Source organism: Pseudomonas marvdashtae (genome assembly GCF_014268655.2).
GTDB classification, from domain to species: Bacteria; Pseudomonadota; Gammaproteobacteria; order Pseudomonadales; family Pseudomonadaceae; genus Aquipseudomonas; species Aquipseudomonas marvdashtae.
Genome location: NZ_JABWQX020000002.1, coordinates 473,611 through 491,577, shown reverse-complemented (window position 1 = coordinate 491,577; position 17,967 = coordinate 473,611). Strand labels below are relative to the sequence as shown.

Sequence of the window (17,967 nt, the reverse complement as noted above, 5' to 3'; positions counted from 1 at the left end):
ACTCCTCCTTGGCTGACCCGTTATCGGCCTGCAACAGCGTTCCTTGAGGACTGAATCGTTTCAATATACGAATTCGAAGCGATCAGCGTCCAGGTTCGCCGGGAACCGTGTGCGGTACGCCGCCAGGTCCGCCGCGCTCAGGCGAACGGTGAATACGCCGTCGGCCTCGCCGGCGCCGAGGAGTGTCTCGCCCTGGAAGTCCAGTACCTGGCTGTCGCCGGTGTAGGCGAAACCCTTGCCATCGGTGCCGATACGGTTCACCGCCGCCACGTAGCAGAGGTTTTCGATGGCACGGGCCGGCAGCAGGCGATTCCAATGCTGGCGCCGGGCGCCCGGCCAGTTGGCGGTGTACAGCAACAGGTCGGTGTCCTCGGCGTCGCGGCTCCAGGCCGGGAAGCGCAGGTCGTAGCAGATCAACGGCCGGATCCGCCAGCCCTTGAGTTCGAACAGTACTTGGCGCTCGCCCGGTGTGTAGTGATTGTGTTCACCCGCCATGCGGAACAGATGGCGCTTGTCGTAATGCAACACTTCGCCGTCCGGTCGCGCCCACAGCAAGCGATTGCGATGGCTGCCGTCGCCGGCCTGGACGATCACGCTGCCGGTGACCACCGCGTCCAGCTTCGCCGCCTGGACCTTGAGCCATTGGCTGGCGGGGCCGCTCTCAGGCTCCGCCAGGGTTTCGGATTCCATAGAAAATCCGGTGGTGAACATTTCCGGCAGGATGATGAGGTCCGCCCCGCGCGCCTGTTCGAGCAGCGCCTCGAAATGCTCCAGGTTCGCCTGGCGGTCGTGCCAGGCCAAGGTGGTCTGGACCAACGCAATGTTCAGGTCCGGCAATGCACTCAAATCACGCATAGTTTTTCCGCCGCTTCGCGCAGCGTCTCCTCGCGTTTGGCAAAGCACAAGCGCACCAGGCGCTGGCCTTGGGGCGGGTTCTGGTAGAACACCGAGATCGGAATGGTCGCTACGCCATGTTCGCGGGTCATCCAGACGGCCATGTCGACGTCATTCAGGTCGGGGCGAATCTGCGAATAATCCACCAGCTGGAAATAGGTGCCGGCGACCCGCTTGAAGTTGAAGCGCGACGGCGCCAGCAGATCGCAGAACAGGTCGCGCTTGGCCTGGTAGAAGTCCGGCAGTTCGTCGACGTGTTCCGGATGCTCGGCCATGTAGTCGGCCAGGGCGTACTGCAACGGCGTCACGCCGCAGAAGCTGACGTACTGGTGCACCTTGCGCAGCTCAGCCGTCAGCGCCGCTGGCGCTACCACGTAGCCAGTTTTCCACCCAGTGACGTGATAGGTCTTGCCGAACGAGCTGACCACGAAGGCGCGACGATACAGCTCTTCGTGGGCGAGGACGCTGGCGTGGGGCACGCCGTCGAACACCAGGTGTTCATAGACCTCATCGCTGATCAGGTAAATGTCGCGATCGCGGATCAGCGCCGCCAACTGGTCCAGCTCGGCGCGGCTGATCAAGGCGCCGCTGGGGTTGTGCGGGGTATTGAGGATGATCATGCGCGTACGCGGGCTCAGGGCCTCGCCGAGCTTCTGGAAGTCGATGGCGAAATCGTCCAGGCCCAACTGAACATGCACGCAACGCCCACCGGCCAATTGCACGGCAGGCTCGTAGCTGTCGTAGCTAGGGTCGAAGACAATCACTTCGTCGCCGCTGTGAACCACCGCCGCGATGGCGCAGAAAATCGCCTGGGTCGCGCCGGGGGTCACGGTGACTTCCTGATCGGCATCGACGTTGGCGCCATAACTGCGGGCGATCTTTGCCGCGATCTGCTGGCGCAGCGCTGGCAGGCCAGTCATCGGCGAGTATTGGTTATGGCCTTGGGCGATATGCCGGCCGACCGCATCGCGCAGGGCCTGCGGACCGTCGAAATCGGGAAACCCCTGGGACAGATTGAGCGCGCCGGTCTGCGCGGCGAGCTGGGACATCTGGGTGAAAATCGTGATGCCGACATTCGGCAACTTGCTGGTGATCATCGAGGGTTCCCTGGGTCTGCACCCGGCTCTGGTGCGGCGCGGGAGAGGTCGAGGATAGCCCAATCGGCCGTCACAAAAAAAGGTGCCCGCAAGGGCACCTTTTTCTACGGCAGCTACAAGCTACAAGCTGATGCGCACCGAACTTGCCGCTTGCAGCTTACAACTTGCCGCTGCTTTTATTTCTTATCGCGGCGCTTCTTGTCGGCCTTTTTGTGGTGCGACATCAAGCGGCGCTTCTTGTTGACCTGGCGGTCGGTGAGCGTGTTCTTGTTGCCTTCGTACGGGTTCTCGCCTCCCTTGAACTCGATGCGGATCGGCGTGCCGACCAGCTTCAGGACGCGGCGATAGGTATTCTCCAGGTAGCGAACGTACGACTTGGGCACCTTTTCGATCTGGTTACCGTGAATCACGATGATCGGCGGGTTGGCACCACCCAAGTGGGCGTAGCGCAACTTGATCCGACGGTTGTTGACCATCGGTGGCGCGTGTTCGCCCACCGCATCTTCGAGGATCTGGGTGAGGCGGTTGGTCGGCCAGCGAGTGACCGCCGACTTGAACGAGTTCTGTACCGAGGCGTAGAGGTTGCCCACGCCGGTGCCGTGCAGGGCCGAGATGAAGTGGATGTCGGCGAAGTCGACGAAGAACAGCCGGCGCTGCAATTCGACCTTCACGTAGTCGCGCTCGCTCGGCGTCATGCCGTCCCACTTGTTGATCGCGATGACCAGCGCACGACCGGCTTCCAGGGCAAAGCCCAGCAGGTTCAAGTCGTGATCGACCACGCCTTCGCGGGCGTCCATCACGAAGATCACCACGTTGGCGTCTTTGATCGCCTGCAAGGTCTTGACCACGGAGAATTTTTCGACTTCCTCGTGGATCTTGCCGCGCTTGCGCACACCGGCGGTGTCGATCAGCGTGTACTTCTCTTCGTTACGCTCGAAGGGAATGTAGATGCTGTCACGGGTGGTGCCAGGCTGGTCGTAGACGATGACCCGGTCTTCGCCGAGCATGCGGTTGACCAGGGTCGACTTGCCGACGTTCGGGCGGCCGATGATGGCGATCTTGATCCCGTCTTTTTCGCTCGGGCCAGGAATGCGCTTGGCTTCCTCGCCCTCGGCAACGATTTCTTCCTCGCCCTCTTCCGGCTCGTCTGCGTCGTCCTTGGGGAAATCAGCCAGGGCGATTTCCAGCATCTGGGTGATGCCACGGCCGTGGGCGCCGGCGATCGGGATCGCCTGGCCCATTCCCAATGGCGCGAACTCGGCGCGAGCCATGTCCGGGTCGATGTTGTCGACCTTGTTGGCAACCACGTAGGAGCGCTTGTTACGTTTGCGCAAATGCTCGGCGATCATCTGGTCGGCGGCGGTAAAACCGGCCTTGGCGTCTACCAGGAACAGCACCACATCAGCTTCTTCGATGGCGAGCAGCGACTGCTCGGCCATTTTTTCGTCCATGCCATGTTCATCACCGGAGATGCCGCCGGTGTCGACCAGAATATAGGTACGCCCTTGCCACTTGGCCTCACCGTATTGGCGATCACGGGTCAGACCGGACAAGTCGCCGACGATGGCGTCGCGAGTCCTGGTCAGGCGGTTGAACAAGGTGGACTTGCCGACGTTCGGTCGGCCCACCAGGGCGATTACGGGAACCATGCGGCTCTCCACTTCGTTATTTCAGAAAATACAAAAGCCGCTGCGAGGCAGCGGCTGGTGCTCGGGGCAGTCTGTGCAAGCCCTGCAAACCTTGCGAACAAGGCCGCTTGGGGGATTAGCCCCAAGCATAGTCTTACTTGATGGTCAGGGCTTCCAGTTTGCCGCTGTTGCCATACACATAAATCATGCTGCCCACCACCAGCGGACGGGCACGCAGGCCGTCGCTGTCGATGCGCTCGCGGCCGACGAAACGACCGTCCACCTGGCTGAGCAGGTGCAGGTAACCTTCCAGGTCACCCACTGCAACGTAGCTGGAGAAGACTTCCGGGGCCGACAGTTGACGGCGGGCCAGGGAATCGTTGCTCCACAATGCCGTGGTGGAACGCTCGTCGACGCCTTCGACGGTGCCCGAGGACAGGCTCACGTAGACGCTGCCGAAGCCTTGGGCGACACCGGCGTAGCTGGAGGCATCGCGCTGCCACAATACACGGCCGCTTTCCAGGTCCAACGCCGCGACGCGGCCCTGGTAGCTGGCAACGTAGAGCGTGCCGCCGGACAGCAGCAGGCCGCCGTCGATGTCGACCACGCGCTCCAGTTCCGAACGACCTTGCGGGATGGCTACGCGTTGTTCCCATAGCGGCACGCCGTTGGAAATGTCCAGGGCAACGACTTTACCGGTCGACAAGCCAGCCACCGCGAGGCGGTTGGTGACAATCGGTGCGCTGGTGCCGCGCAGGGTCAGTACCGCCGGGGTGCTGTCATATAACCAGCGTTGGCTGCCGGTGGCGGCATCCAAACCGATCAGACGATCATCCTGGGTCTGGATCACCACCACGTCGCCGTTGGTGGCAGGCGGCGCCAGGACTTCACTGGTCACGCGGGCGCGCCATTTCTCTTCACCGCTGCTCGCGTCAAGGGCGACAATCTCGCCCTTGAGCGTGCCGATCATCACCAGCCCGTAACCCACGCCAACGGCGCCGGACACAGGCAGTTCAAGATCCTTTTCCCACTTGACGTCGCCGCTCATGCGGTCCATCGCCATGATGACGCCCGTGACGTCGCCGGCATAGATGGTGTCGCCGTCGATAGCCGGCACCAGCATGTTGTAGGTTTCGCCCTGGCCATCACCGATGGAACGGCTCCATTGCTTCTGCAGCACGACTTCTTCTTTGAAGTCGGTCAGTTCGGCTGGAGGCAGTTCTTTCTTGCTGTTGCTGCTGCAACCCGCGGCCAGAATGGCCAGGGCCAGCAATGCTGCATGTTTCCAACGGATCACGTCACGCATCCCCTTTAGCCAGGTCGTCCAGCTTGATTTGCAGGCCACCGACCGCGGCTTCATCCGACAGCGCAGCCTTGGCTTTTTGGTAGGCCGCATGGGCCTCATCAGCGCGGCCCAGCTGTACCAGCAGGTCGCCCTTGAGTTCTTCGCGAGTCGCCAGGAACGCCTTGTCGGCGTCGCCGTCGAGCAGCTTCAAGGCGTCTTCAGCCTTGTTCTGCGCCGCCAGCACCTGTGCCAGACGCTGACGCGCCACTTCGCCCAGGGTCGGGTTGGCCGGCTTGTCGACGATGGCCTTCAGCTCGGTGGCCGCGTCGTCCAGTTTGCCGCTGTCTACCGCGACCTTGGCCACGAACAGGCTGCCGTACTGGGCGTAGGCGGTGCCGCCGAACTCCTTGTTGAGCTTGCCAGCCAGATCCGCCACGCGGGCAGGGTCAGGCTTGCCGTCCGGTGTCAGGGTGGTTTCCAGCAATTGCTGATAGAGCATCGAGGCGCCTTGCGACTGGTTGCCCTGGTATTTCTGGTAGGCCTGCCAACCGAACACGATGACCAGCGCCAGCAGGCCGCCAGTGAGCAGTGGCTTGCCGTTGCGCGTCCACCAGTCCTTCAAATCCGCCAGCTGTTCATCTTCGCTACTCGACACCCCAATACTCCTTAATCGCTAAATCGGCTGTTTGACAGCTTCAACCCTGCACGACGCAGGTGGCCAGGTGTGCAGCAAGCGCATCCCAGGCAATGCTTTGTTGTTCGCCCTGGCCACGCAGGGGTTTGAAACCTACCACTTGTTGGGCCAGTTCGTCGTCACCGAGGATCAATGCGTACAACGCACCGCTCTTGTCGGCTTTCTTGAATTGGCTTTTGAAACTGCCGCCGCCGGCATTGATCTGCAGGCGCAGGCTGGGCAACTGGTCGCGGACCCGTTCGCTCAGGGCCAGGGCTGCCAGTTCGGCGGCCTCGCCGAAGGCGCACAGGTAGACGTCAACCTGGCGGGCCAGTTCTTCAGGCACCTTGTCCAGTGCTTCAAGCATCAGCACCAGGCGCTCGATGCCCATTGCAAAGCCCACGCCCGGCGTGGGCTTGCCGCCCATCTGTTCGACCAGCCCGTCGTAGCGGCCGCCGGCGCATACGGTGCCCTGGGCACCGAGCTTGTCGGTGACCCATTCGAATACGGTCTTGCTGTAGTAATCCAGGCCACGGACCAACTTGGGGTTGATCACGTAGGGAATGCCGACGGCGTCCAGGCGCGCCTTCAGCCCTTCGAAATGCGCACGGGATTCGTCGTCGAGGTAGTCGGCCATTTTCGGCGCGTCGACCAGGATCGCCTGGGTTTCCGGATTCTTGGTGTCCAGCACCCGCAGTGGATTGGTCTTCAGGCGGCGTTGGCTGTCTTCGTCCAGCTTGTCCACGTGCCCCGAAAGAAATTCCACCAACGCTTCGCGATAACGGCCACGGGACTCGCTGGTGCCCAGGCTGTTGAGCTCAAGCTTGACCGCATCGCGCAGCCCCAGCTCGCCCCACAGGCGCCAGGTCATGACGATCAGCTCGGCGTCGATGTCCGGACCTTCCAGGTTGAACACTTCCAGGCCGATCTGGTGGAACTGGCGATAACGGCCTTTCTGCGGACGTTCGTGACGGAACATCGGGCCGATGTACCAGAGTTTCTGCACCTGTCCGCCACCGGTGATGCCGTGTTCGAGCACCGCACGCACGCACGCCGCGGTGCCTTCGGGACGCAGGGTCAGCGAATCGCCGTTGCGGTCGTCGAAGGTGTACATCTCTTTCTCGACGATGTCGGTGACTTCGCCGATGGAGCGCTTGAACAGCTCGGTGAACTCGACGATGGGCATGCGGATCTGCCGGTAACCGTAGTTATCCAGCAGGCGCGCCACGGTGCCCTCGAAATAGCGCCACAGGGGCGTCTGCTCGGGCAGGATGTCGTTCATGCCACGAATGGCTTGCAGAGACTTGCTCACATGTATTCCTTAATCTTTCGACTTAACCGCGCGCGATGACCGCTGCGTCGGCTTCGACCTTTTCGGCCGCTTTCTGGCGGATCAGCCGTTCCAGCTCATCCACCAGATTGTCATTCGTCAGTTTCTGCGACGGCTTGCCGTCGATGTAAATCAGGTTCGGCGTACCGCCAGTCAGGCCGATGTGGGCCTCCTTGGCTTCGCCCGGCCCGTTGACCACGCAACCGATCACCGCGACATCCAGCGGCACCAGCAAATCTTCAAGGCGCCCTTCCAGCTCGTTCATGGTCTTGACCACATCGAAGTTCTGCCGCGAGCAACTCGGGCAGGCGATGAAGTTGATACCGCGGGAACGCAGGTGCAAGGATTTGAGAATGTCGTAGCCGACTTTCACTTCCTCGACCGGGTCCGCCGCCAACGAGATGCGGATGGTATCGCCAATCCCTTCGGCGAGCAGCATACCGAGGCCGACGGCGGATTTCACCGTGCCCGAACGCAACCCACCGGCTTCAGTGATGCCCAGGTGCAGCGGCTGGACGATTTCCTTGGCCAGCAGGCGGTAGGCTTCGACGGCCATGAACACATCGGACGCCTTCACGCTGACCTTGAAGTCCTGGAAATTCAGGCGCTCCAGGTGCTCCACATGGCGCAGGGCCGATTCCACCAGCGCGGCCGGGGTCGGTTCGCCATATTTCTTTTGCAGGTCTTTTTCCAGGGAACCGGCGTTGACGCCGATGCGGATCGGGATGCCACGGTCGCGAGCGGCATCTACCACCGCGCGCACCCGGTCTTCGCGACCGATGTTGCCCGGATTGATACGCAGGCAGTCGACGCCCAGCTCGGCCACGCGCAAAGCGATGCGGTAGTCGAAGTGAATGTCGGCCACCAGCGGCACCTTGACCAATTGCTTGATCTTGCCGAACGCCTCGGCGGCGTCCATGTCAGGCACGGAAACACGCACGATGTCGACACCGGCGGCTTCCAGGCGGTTGATCTGCGCAACGGTGGCGGCTACGTCATTGGTGTCGCTGTTGGTCATGCTCTGCACAGCGATTGGCGCATCGCCGCCCACGGGCACGTTACCGACCCAGATCTTCCGGGATTCGCGACGTTTGATTGGAGATTCGCCGTGCATGACTTATTGACCCAACTTCAGGCGAGCGGTCTCGCCACTGGTGAACGGAGCCACGTCGACCGGCTGGCCGTTGTAGCTGACCTGCGCGCCACGGGCATAGCCCAGGCGTACCGCAAACGGAGGCTTGCCGTTGATGGAAGTGCTGTCGCCCTTGCGCTTGAGGCCACTGAACAACACCTTGCCGTTGCCGTCGGTGACCTGCGTCCAGCAGTCGGCGATGAATTGGATTTGTACCTGGCCATCACCCGGTGCCGGAGCCGCCGCGGTTGCCGGAGCTGCCGGGGCCACGGTTGGCGCTGGCGCGGCCAGCGTCGGGGCCGGGGCTGCCGGCGCGGTGCCGGCGTGGGCTGGAGCCGTCGGTGCGGCAGGAGCTGGAGCAGGTGCGGGAGCCACTGGAGCGGTCGGCTCAGCGCCAGCGGCGGCATCGGCCTCGGCGCCGTCCTGGCCCTGAGGCAAGGCCAGGGCGGTTTCGCCTTCGGCTTGTGCTTCCACGACAGCCTGGTCTTCCGGCTCATCCAACGGATGGATCTGGGTGGTGCCGTCGGCGCCTTCGACTTCGACGTGTTCAGGGTTCATGGCGACCGGTTCCTTGGTGCGCAAGGACGCCTGGTCCTGCCACCAGACGAAACCGCCACCGATCACCGCGATCAGCAGCAACAGGCTGACGATTCGCAAAATGGTGTGGGAAACACGCACCGGCTCTTCGATACGACCCAGGCTGTGCACGCTGCTGCCCTGGGCGTCGGAACCGGTGTATTGATCGAATTGCTGGACCAGCACTGTCTGGTCCATGCCGAGCAATTTGGCATAGGCGCGGATATAGCCCCGGGCAAAGGTGTGCCCAGGCAATTTGTCGAACGCGCCAGCTTCCAGATTGCCCAGGGAAGTCACGGTGAGATTGAGCTTGAGGGCCACTTCGGCCAGCGACCAACCATTGCTTTCGCGGGCTTGACGCAGGGTCTCACCGGGATTTACGCGAGTCGCTGCTACAACTTCGGGATGCGCCGCTTTCATCATTGCTCCGACAGGTATTGCTGATATTCCGGCGTACCGGGATAGAGTCTTTTGAGTTGCAGGCCATAGCTTGCGGCCTTGTCACGATCTTCGAACACATGTGCCAGCCGAACGCCGAGCAATAGACTACGTGCATTTTGCTCGCTCAGCAGGCTAAAACGTTCGTAATAGTCACGCGCGGGCACATAATGCCTGTCTTCGTAAGACAACTCAGCCATTTCCAGCAATGCGCGCGGTTGCTGGCGGTTGAGTCGCAGTGCCTTTTCAAGCTGCTGGCGGGCCAGGTCGCGCTGGCCGAGTTTCGCGGCGGTCATGCCAAGGTTTTCAAAAACCCGTGAACGTTCGGGATAAAGGGTATCGGCGGCCGCTTGCTCGAAGCGTTCGTAGGCCTCTTTGTAACGAGCCTGCTCGTAAAGGAAGCTGCCGTAGTTGTTCAGGAATCGGGCATCTTGCGGCCGGGCCGACAGCGCCTTGCGAAAATGTTCATCGGCCAGTTCCGGCTCCATCTCCGCCTGGAACACCAAGGCCAGCGCCGCGTTGGCATCGGCATCGCTGCCGTCCAGCTCCAGGGCTTTCTTGAGGGGCACCTTGGCCCGCTCGGTCATGCCCTGTTGCAAATAACCGATGCCCAACTGCACGTAGGCTTCGCGCGCTTCGTCGCGGCCCTTGCTGGTCTTCATCGGGTTGTAGTCACCCGACAGCACACAACCGGAACAAAGGCCGGCCAACAGCAACAGCAGCGCAAAGCGCAGGGACATAGAGTTCCTCTCTTAGTGACTGTTCGCAGCGTTTTGCACTGCATCGTCGGCGGCGTTCAATTCGCGCACGGCAATGTAGCGTTCGCTGCGACGGGTGCGATCCAGCACCTGTCCTACCAACTGGCCACACGCGGCGTCGATGTCTTCGCCGCGGGTGGTGCGCACGGTGACGTTGAAGCCAGCGTGGTGAAGCTGATCCTGAAAGCGACGAATCGCGTTATTGCTCGGGCGCTCGTAGCCGGAATGCGGGAACGGGTTGAACGGGATCAGGTTGATCTTGCACGGGATGTTCTTGAGCAGCTCGATCATCTCGACGGCGTGTTCAACCTTGTCGTTCACGTCCTTGAGCAAGGTGTACTCGATGGTCAGCACGCGTTTTTCGCCCAGGGACGACATATAGCGCTGGCATGACTCGAGCAGCATCTTAAGCGGATATTTCTTGTTGATCGGCACCAATTGGTTACGCAATGCGTCATTGGGTGCGTGCAGCGACAACGCCAGGGAGACGTCGATGTGCTTGGCCAGCTCATCGATCATCGGCACCACGCCGGAGGTGGACAGGGTCACGCGGCGCTTGGAGATGCCGTAGCCCAGGTCGTCCATCATCAGGTGCATGGCGGCCACGACGTTGTCGAAGTTCAGCAGCGGCTCACCCATGCCCATCATCACCACGTTGGTGATGGCACGGTCGACGGTTGCCGGGACGCTGCCAAAGGATTTGTTGGCTATCCACACCTGGCCGATCACTTCGGCGGCGGTGAGGTTGCTATTGAAGCCTTGCTTGCCGGTGGAGCAGAAACTGCAATCCAGGGCACAGCCTGCCTGGGACGAAACGCACAAGGTGCCGCGCTTGCCCTGGGGAATGTAGACGGTCTCGACGCAGCTACCGGACGCCACGCGCACCACCCACTTACGGGTGCCGTCGCTGGAGATGTCCTCGCTGACCACTTCCGGACCGCGAATTTCAGCAACAGCCTTGAGCTTTTCGCGCAAGGCCTTGCTGACATTCGTCATGGCGTCGAAGTCGTCGACGCCAAAGTGGTGAATCCATTTCATCACCTGGCCGGCACGGAAACGCTTCTCCCCGATCGAGTCGAAGAATTTCTCCATTTCCGGCTGGGTCAGGCCCAACAGGTTGGTTTTGCCGTTCGATGTAGTCATGGATTCACCTTCACTCAAAAGCCTGGGCTTAGCGAGTGGTTACTTCAGTAGCGGAGAAAAAGTAAGCGATTTCGCGAGCAGCGGCGGCTTCGGAGTCCGAACCGTGGACGGCGTTGGCGTCGATGGACTCAGCGAAGTCAGCACGGATGGTGCCGGCAGCAGCTTCTTTAGGGTTGGTAGCGCCCATCAGCTCACGGTTGCGAGCGATGGCGTTTTCGCCTTCCAGCACCTGAACGACAACCGGACCGGAGGTCATGAAGGCAACCAGCTCGCCGAAGAAACCGCGCTCGCTGTGCTCAGCGTAGAAGCCTTCGGCCTCGGCTTTGGACAGCTGCTTCATTTTCGAAGCTACAACGCGCAGGCCAGCGTCTTCGAAACGGGTAACGATCTTGCCGATCACGTTTTTAGCAACGGCGTCAGGCTTGATGATGGAGAAAGTACGTTGAACAGCCATGGTGTAACTCCAGAAACGGTAATTTGCGAAAAATTAAACCCGCGAATTATACGCGGGTTCTTGGGTATTGCCTAACCTGCGAGGCGATCAGTCCAATTCTGCGGCCCAGAGCTCCTGGACCGCTTCCAACACCTTCTCGCCGACTCGGCCAGAAGTGGCATCGAAGTCCGGCAGCTCCAGGATCATCTGCTGCAGGCGGACGAAACCTACAGAGTACGGATCGAGACCCTCGTGGGCCTCGGCCAATTCTTCCGCGATGCGTTGTACATCATTCCAACCATAGCTCATGACAGTGTCACCATCAGTGCGGCGCTTCAGCCGCATGGTTAAGCGAATATTTCGGGATTTCGACCACCAGGTCCTCGGTGCCAACCTTGGCCTGACAAGTCAGGCGCGACGTCGGCTCAAGGCCCCAGGCCCGATCAAGGTAGTCTTCCTCCAGCTCATCGGCCTCATTGAGCGAGTCGAAACCTTCGCGAATGATGCAATGGCACGTGGTGCAGGCACACACGCCGCCGCAGGCGCTCTCGATCTCGATGTGGTTGTCATGGGCCACTTCAAGCAGGGACTTGCCGGTTTCGGCCTCTACCACCATACCGTCCGGGCAATGCTCGGCGTGTGGCAGGAAAATGATCTGCGGCATCAGTTATTCCTCGATTTCATTCAGGTTGCGCCCCGCCAGGGCGGCTTTCACCGTCGAGTCCAGGCGGCGGGCAGCAAAGGCATCGGTGACCTGCGACAGACGCTTGGTCTGCTGCTCGATGGCATAACCATCGGTGCCTTTGATCAATTCAGAAAGTTCTTGCATCCGCATTTCAATGACCATGCGCTCTTCGGCGTCGAGCAAGCGCTCGCCATCGGCTTCGAGGGCGGCCTGCACGGCCTCGATCAGGCGCTGGGCGTCGACTTGCTGTTCGCGCAATACGCGGGCGACCTTGTCGTCGCTGGCGTGCTGGAAGGAATCCTTGAGCATCTTGGCGATCTCGCCGTCGGTCAGGCCATAGGACGGCTTGACCTGGATGCTCGCCTCGACGCCCGAACCCAGCTCGCGGGCGGAGACGTTGAGCAAGCCGTCGGCATCGACCTGGAAGGTCACGCGGATCTTCGCCGCACCAGCAACCATCGCCGGGATGCCGCGCAGTTCGAAGCGGGCCAGGGAACGGCAGTCGCTGATCAGCTCACGCTCGCCTTGCAGCACGTGGATCATCATGGCCGACTGGCCGTCTTTGTAGGTGGTGAAGTCCTGGGCGCGGGCAACCGGGATGGTGGTGTTGCGTGGAATCACCTTCTCCATCAGGCCGCCCATGGTTTCCAGGCCCAGGGACAACGGAATCACGTCGAGCAGCAGCAATTCGCCGCCTTCGCGCTTGTTGCCGGCCAAGGTGTCAGCCTGGATCGCGGCGCCGATGGCCACCACCTGATCCGGGTCGATTTCGGTCAGCGGCTGGCGGCCAAAGGCTTCGGCGACGGCTTCGCGAACCCGAGGCACGCGGGTCGACCCGCCGACCATGACCACTGCCTTCACCTCTTCAAGCTCAACGCCGGAATCACGCACGGCACGGCGGCAGGCCTTGAGGCTGCGGGCGACCATGGGCTCGATCAGGGCATCGAAGGCTTCGCGGGTCAGCGCGGCCTTCCAGTCGCCATAGGCAACTTCAACCGTGGCGACGTCGGTCAAGGCTTCCTTGGCCGCGCAGGCGGTTTGCAGCAGTTGGCGTTGCGCACCCGGGTCGAGGTCAGCGGAGAGGCCCGCTTGCTCGATGATCCAGCCGGCGATGGCATGATCGAAGTCATCGCCGCCCAGGGCACTGTCGCCACCGGTGGCCAGGACTTCGAAAACACCACCAGTCAGGCGCAGGATAGAAATATCGAACGTGCCGCCACCCAGGTCGTAAATCGCGACGAGGCCTTCGGCGTGTTGGTCCAGGCCGTACGCCACCGCAGCGGCCGTCGGCTCGTTGAGCAGGCGCAGGACGTTGAGGCCGGCGAGCTTGGCCGCATCCTTGGTCGCTTGGCGCTGGGCATCATCGAAATAGGCTGGAACAGTGATGACCGCACCCACCAGCTCACCGCCCAACGCCGCTTCGGCACGCTGGCGCAGGACCTTGAGGATGTCGGCGGACACTTCAACCGGGCTTTTCGGGCCCTGTACGGTTTCGATGAACGGCATGTGGGATTCGCCGCCGACAAAGCGGTACGGCAGCTGATCGCCCAATTGCTTGACGTCGGACAGACCACGACCCATCAAGCGCTTGACCGAGACAATAGTGTTCAGCGGATCGGTGGCCGCGGCCAGCTTGGCCGACTCGCCCACTTCGACATGATCGGCATGATAGCGCACGGCAGACGGCAGGATCACCCGCCCCTGCTCGTCGGCCAGCGGTTCGGAAAGACCGCTGCGCAAGGCAGCGACCAGGGAATTGGTAGTACCCAAGTCGATCCCGACAGCCAGGCGACGCTGGTGCGGTTGTGGACTTTGGCCGGGTTCGGCGATCTGCAGTAGGGCCATCGTAATCAGGACTTATCTGTAATCAGGCGTGCGACCGGAGCGGCACTGGGTTAATCGTCGAGGCGCTCTTCGAGCTGGCGCACTTCGTAGGTGAGCTTGTCGAGGAACTGCATGCGCCGCATCAGGCGTTCGGCCTGTTCGCGTTGCGCGGCATCGTTCCAGCAGGCTGCGAAGCTGTCGTTCAGTGTTTGCTGGGCGTCTTTCAAGCGGCGCTTGAATACCGCGACTCCGGCCAGGTCGGCGCTGTCCTGCAGGTCTTCAAGCTCCTCACGCCATTGCATCTGCTGCAACAGGAACTCGGGATCGTGGACCGTGACCTCCAGCGGCAACTCATGGCCGCTGATGGCGAGCAGGTAACGCGCGCGCTTGGCCGGGTGCTTGAGCGTCTGGTAAGCCTCGTTGAGGTTCGCCGACTGCTCGAGCGCCCGCCGCTGCTCCGCCTCGGAGGCATCGGCAAAGCGGTCGGGATGGACGCCACGGGCCAGTTCCAGATAACGCGCGGACAACTGATCGAGGTCCAACTGGAACGCAGGCTGCAACTGGAACAACGCAAAATGACAAGGAGTACCCACAAGCTGCCTCAGATGTTGAAGCTTTCGCCGCAGCCACATTCACCGCGCACGTTGGGGTTGTTGAACTTGAAGCCTTCGTTCAACCCTTCCTTGACGAAATCCAGCTCGGTGCCGTCCAGGTACGTCAGGCTTTTCGGGTCGATGATCACTTTCTGACCATGACTTTCGAATACCTGGTCGTCTTCGCCCACTTCGTCGACGAATTCCAGTACATAGGCGAGGCCGGAACAGCCCGTGGTGCGAACACCCAGGCGGATACCCTCGCCCTTGCCGCGCCCTGCAAGAGAGCGCTGGATATGGTTAGCTGCCGCTTCTGTCATCTGGATAGCCATGGAAAACTCCTTACCGTAACGCGGATCAGACCAAGCCTTTCTTCTGCTTGTAATCGCGAACGGCGGCCTTGATGGCGTCTTCGGCGAGTACCGAGCAGTGGATCTTCACTGGCGGCAGGGCCAGTTCTTCGGCCAGCTGAGTGTTCTTGATGGTTTCGGCTTCATCGAGGGTCTTGCCTTTCATCCACTCGGTGGCGAGGGAGCTGGACGCGATGGCCGAGCCGCAGCCGTAGGTCTTGAACTTGGCGTCTTCGATGATGCCTTGCTCGTTGACCTTGATCTGCAGGCGCATTACGTCGCCGCACGCCGGGGCGCCGACCATGCCGGTGCCGACGTCAGGATCCTGCGCGTCCATCTTGCCGACGTTGCGCGGGTTCTCGTAGTGGTCGATGACCTTTTCGCTATATGCCATTTGCTTTAATCCTCATCAGTGGAGCCGCTCTGGTGGCGACTTCTCAGTGCGCCGCCCATTCGATTTTCGAAATGTCGACGCCGTCTTTGTACATATCCCACAGCGGCGACAAAGCGCGCAGCTTGGTAACGGCCTCGCAGACTTTCTGCGCGGCGTAATCGATTTCTTCTTCGGTGGTGAAGCGGCCGAAGGTGAAGCGGATCGAGCTGTGCGCCAGTTCGTCGTTGCGGCCCAGGGCGCGCAGTACGTACGAAGGCTCGAGGGACGCCGAGGTGCACGCCGAACCGGATGACACGGCCAGATCCTTGAGCGCCATGATCAGCGACTCGCCTTCAACGTAGTTGAAGCTCAGGTTCAGGTTGTGCGGTACGCGGGCGGTCAGGCTGCCGTTGACGTAGAGTTCTTCGAGGTGCTCGACCTGTTTGAAGAAACGGTCGCTCAGGGCCTTGATGCGAACGTTCTCGGCAGCCATGTCTTCCTTGGCCACGCGGAAGGCTTCGCCCATGCCGACGATCTGGTGGGTCGCCAGGGTGCCCGAACGCATGCCGCGTTCGTGACCGCCGCCGTGCATGGTCGCTTCGATGCGAACACGCGGCTTGCGGCTCACGTACAGCGCGCCGATGCCTTTAGGGCCGTAGGTCTTGTGGGCGGAGAACGACATCAGGTCGACTTTCAGCTTCGACAGGTCGATGTCGACCTTGCCGGTGGACTGCGCGCCGTCGACGTGGAACAGGACGCCCTTGGAGCGGGTCAGTTCGCCGATGGCAGCGATGTCGTTGACGGTGCCGATTTCGTTGTTCACGTGCATGATCGAGACCAGGATGGTGTCGTCGCGCAGTGCAGCTTCGATCATGGCCGGGGTGATGATGCCGTCTTCGCCTGGCTCGATGTAGGTGACTTCGAAGCCTTCACGCTCCAGTTGGCGCATGGTGTCCAGGACAGCCTTGTGCTCGATCTTGGAGGTGATCAGGTGCTTGCCCTTGGTGTGGTAGAAATGCGCGACACCTTTGATTGCCAGGTTGTCGGATTCGGTAGCACCGGAGGTCCAGACGATTTCACGCGGGTCGGCGTTGACCAGGTCGGCGACCTGGCGGCGGGCGTTTTCGACCGACTCTTCAGCCTTCCAGCCAAATACGTGGGAACGGGACGCCGGGTTGCCGAAGTTTCCGTCGACCAGCAGGCATTCACTCATTTTTTGCGCAACACGCGGATCAACCGGGGTGGTCGCTGAGTAATCAAGGTAAATCGGCAATTTCATGGACTCTCTCCTAAATCAGGCTGGCTGGCGTTCCGCGTGCTCTGCGGCAGTCATTCGACGGCGGACGCTTCAATCTTGTCCAGGTGCAGCGACTTGCTATTGCAACGGCGCTGGTCCTGACGCTGGGCTACTTCTTGCACCTCACGGCGAGTTACAAGGTCGGCCAAGCTGATACCACTCAGAAATTCGTGAATCTGCAGGCTCAAATCGCACCACAGATGATGGGTCAGGCAAGTATCGCCGCCATGGCAGTCGCCAAGGCCCTGGCATTTGGTCGCATCGACCGATTCGTTCACGGCATCGATCACCTGCGCGACCTGGATGCCTTGCATCTCCCGCGACAGCTGATAGCCGCCACCGGGGCCACGAACGCTGGAAACCAGGTTGCTGCGGCGCAGCTTGGCGAACAGCTGTTCGAGGTATGACAGGGAGATGCCCTGGCGCTCGGAGATATCGGCCAGGGACACCGGCCCGTGCTGCGCATGCAATGCCAGATCGAGCATCGCGGTCACGGCGTATCGGCCTTTTGTAGTCAGTCGCATGGACAATTACCACGGAGTTCGGAATGGGGGCGAGTATGCAATTCCCGAGTATTTAAGTCAAGTATAAGACCTAGTGCTTTACTCGGGATTACCCGCAAAAGAGCGCGCGCATCATAGCAAAGGCTGGCCTGCGGCGGCCAGCGATACCGCGATGAGATCAGCTGGCGCGGGTTTCGTCCTTGTCCTTCACGCAGGCGAAATCTTCTTCGCGCAGTTCAGGCAGGTCCTTGGCGCAATAATTACTGCCGAGGTCCTTCAGGGCGCCGCACATCCCCTCCAGGCGCCCGTCCACCGCTTGCAGGTGATCGAGCAACTGGTTGATGGCACGGGCCACCGGGTCGGGCATGTCTTCGCCAACACCGTAGGCGTCGAAGCCGATCTTCTCGGCCATGGCTTTGCGCCGGGCATCCTGCTCCTCGTCCGACTTGACGATGATCCGACCTGGAATGCCGACCACGGTCGCGCCGGGGGGCACGGCCTTGGTCACCACGGCGTTGGAGCCGACTTTCGCCCCCGCGCCCACCGTGAACGGCCCGAGCACCTTGGCGCCGGCACCGACGACGACGCCGTCTTCAAGCGTCGGGTGGCGCTTGCCTTTGTTCCAGCTGGTGCCGCCGAGGGTCACGCCCTGGTACAGCGTGACGTCGTCGCCAATCTCGGCGGTTTCGCCGATGACGATACCCATGCCGTGGTCGATGAAGAACCGGCGACCGACCTTGGCGCCCGGATGGATCTCAATGCCGGTCAACCAGCGCCCGAAGTTCGAGACCAGCCGCGCCAACCATTTCCAACCCATGTTCCACAAGGCGCCGGACAGGCGATGGATCCAGATGGCGTGCATGCCCGGGTAGCAGGTCAGCACTTCAAAAGCATTGCGCGCCGCTGGGTCACGATGGAAAACGCTCTGGATATCTTCACGCAAACGTTCGAACAT

The 17,967-nt window shown here is 61.5% G+C and carries 20 protein-coding genes; all 20 read right to left on the bottom strand.

What is annotated here, in order from left to right; genetic code table 11:
• Window positions 1–60: 60 nt before the first annotated feature.
• Complete coding sequence (locus tag HU742_RS22040; protein WP_186644113.1) at window positions 61–855, bottom strand: amidohydrolase; 795 nt, start codon at window positions 853–855, stop codon at window positions 61–63.
• Window positions 843–1,991: a pyridoxal phosphate-dependent aminotransferase gene (locus tag HU742_RS22035; protein WP_186644111.1), complete on the bottom strand. Its 1,149-nt coding sequence runs from the start codon at window positions 1,989–1,991 to the stop codon at window positions 843–845. The genes HU742_RS22040 and HU742_RS22035 overlap by 13 nt, the downstream gene beginning before the upstream one ends.
• A 176-nt stretch (window positions 1,992–2,167) precedes the next feature.
• Window positions 2,168–3,640, bottom strand: coding sequence for a ribosome biogenesis GTPase Der (gene der, locus HU742_RS22030; protein WP_186611099.1), 1,473 nt, complete (start codon window positions 3,638–3,640; stop codon window positions 2,168–2,170).
• A 133-nt stretch (window positions 3,641–3,773) separates the two neighbouring features.
• Window positions 3,774–4,925 (bottom strand): outer membrane protein assembly factor BamB, encoded by a 1,152-nt coding sequence (gene bamB, locus HU742_RS22025; protein WP_186634769.1) that lies wholly within the window; start codon window positions 4,923–4,925, stop codon window positions 3,774–3,776.
• Window positions 4,918–5,559 (bottom strand): tetratricopeptide repeat protein, encoded by a 642-nt coding sequence (locus tag HU742_RS22020; RefSeq protein ID WP_186634766.1) that lies wholly within the window; start codon window positions 5,557–5,559, stop codon window positions 4,918–4,920. The genes bamB and HU742_RS22020 overlap by 8 nt, the downstream gene beginning before the upstream one ends.
• Window positions 5,560–5,599: 40 nt before the next feature.
• Window positions 5,600–6,889: a histidine--tRNA ligase gene (hisS, locus tag HU742_RS22015; protein WP_186644109.1), complete on the bottom strand. Its 1,290-nt coding sequence runs from the start codon at window positions 6,887–6,889 to the stop codon at window positions 5,600–5,602.
• Between the two features lie 22 nt (window positions 6,890–6,911).
• Window positions 6,912–8,021, bottom strand: coding sequence for a flavodoxin-dependent (E)-4-hydroxy-3-methylbut-2-enyl-diphosphate synthase (ispG, locus tag HU742_RS22010; RefSeq protein WP_003185136.1), 1,110 nt, complete (start codon window positions 8,019–8,021; stop codon window positions 6,912–6,914).
• Window positions 8,022–8,024: 3 nt separating this feature from the next.
• Window positions 8,025–9,035: a RodZ domain-containing protein gene (locus HU742_RS22005; RefSeq protein ID WP_186644107.1), complete on the bottom strand. Its 1,011-nt coding sequence runs from the start codon at window positions 9,033–9,035 to the stop codon at window positions 8,025–8,027.
• A complete protein-coding gene (pilW, locus tag HU742_RS22000) occupies window positions 9,035–9,793 on the bottom strand; it encodes a type IV pilus biogenesis/stability protein PilW (protein WP_186611093.1) in 759 nt (252 codons plus the stop codon). Before pilW ends, HU742_RS22005 begins: the two co-directional genes overlap by 1 nt.
• 12 nt (window positions 9,794–9,805) lie before the next feature.
• Complete coding sequence (rlmN, locus tag HU742_RS21995; protein WP_186634754.1) at window positions 9,806–10,954, bottom strand: dual-specificity RNA methyltransferase RlmN; 1,149 nt, start codon at window positions 10,952–10,954, stop codon at window positions 9,806–9,808.
• A gap of 28 nt (window positions 10,955–10,982) precedes the next feature.
• Window positions 10,983–11,408 (bottom strand): nucleoside-diphosphate kinase, encoded by a 426-nt coding sequence (gene ndk, locus HU742_RS21990; protein WP_042727994.1) that lies wholly within the window; start codon window positions 11,406–11,408, stop codon window positions 10,983–10,985.
• Between the two features lie 87 nt (window positions 11,409–11,495).
• Window positions 11,496–11,696: a Fe-S cluster assembly protein IscX gene (gene iscX, locus HU742_RS21985; RefSeq protein ID WP_016773328.1), complete on the bottom strand. Its 201-nt coding sequence runs from the start codon at window positions 11,694–11,696 to the stop codon at window positions 11,496–11,498.
• 13 nt (window positions 11,697–11,709) lie between these two features.
• The gene (fdx, locus tag HU742_RS21980; RefSeq protein ID WP_042727996.1) at window positions 11,710–12,051 is read right to left on the bottom strand and encodes an ISC system 2Fe-2S type ferredoxin; all 342 of its coding nucleotides are present in this window, start codon (window positions 12,049–12,051) and stop codon (window positions 11,710–11,712) included.
• Between the two features lie 3 nt (window positions 12,052–12,054).
• A complete protein-coding gene (gene hscA, locus HU742_RS21975) occupies window positions 12,055–13,917 on the bottom strand; it encodes a Fe-S protein assembly chaperone HscA (protein WP_186634751.1) in 1,863 nt (620 codons plus the stop codon).
• 50 nt (window positions 13,918–13,967) lie between these two features.
• A complete protein-coding gene (gene hscB / locus HU742_RS21970; RefSeq protein ID WP_186634748.1) occupies window positions 13,968–14,489 on the bottom strand; it encodes a co-chaperone HscB in 522 nt (173 codons plus the stop codon).
• 8 nt (window positions 14,490–14,497) lie between these two features.
• A complete protein-coding gene (gene iscA / locus HU742_RS21965) occupies window positions 14,498–14,821 on the bottom strand; it encodes an iron-sulfur cluster assembly protein IscA (protein WP_003185155.1) in 324 nt (107 codons plus the stop codon).
• 25 nt (window positions 14,822–14,846) lie between these two features.
• The gene (iscU, locus tag HU742_RS21960) at window positions 14,847–15,233 is read right to left on the bottom strand and encodes a Fe-S cluster assembly scaffold IscU (protein ID WP_186644105.1); all 387 of its coding nucleotides are present in this window, start codon (window positions 15,231–15,233) and stop codon (window positions 14,847–14,849) included.
• Between the two features lie 43 nt (window positions 15,234–15,276).
• Complete coding sequence (locus HU742_RS21955; RefSeq protein ID WP_186634745.1) at window positions 15,277–16,491, bottom strand: IscS subfamily cysteine desulfurase; 1,215 nt, start codon at window positions 16,489–16,491, stop codon at window positions 15,277–15,279.
• A 50-nt stretch (window positions 16,492–16,541) separates the two neighbouring features.
• Entirely contained in the window at window positions 16,542–17,033 is a 492-nt protein-coding gene (gene iscR, locus HU742_RS21950) for a Fe-S cluster assembly transcriptional regulator IscR (RefSeq protein ID WP_039592124.1), read from the bottom strand.
• Window positions 17,034–17,190: 157 nt separating this feature from the next.
• Complete coding sequence (cysE, locus tag HU742_RS21945; protein WP_186634742.1) at window positions 17,191–17,967, bottom strand: serine O-acetyltransferase; 777 nt, start codon at window positions 17,965–17,967, stop codon at window positions 17,191–17,193.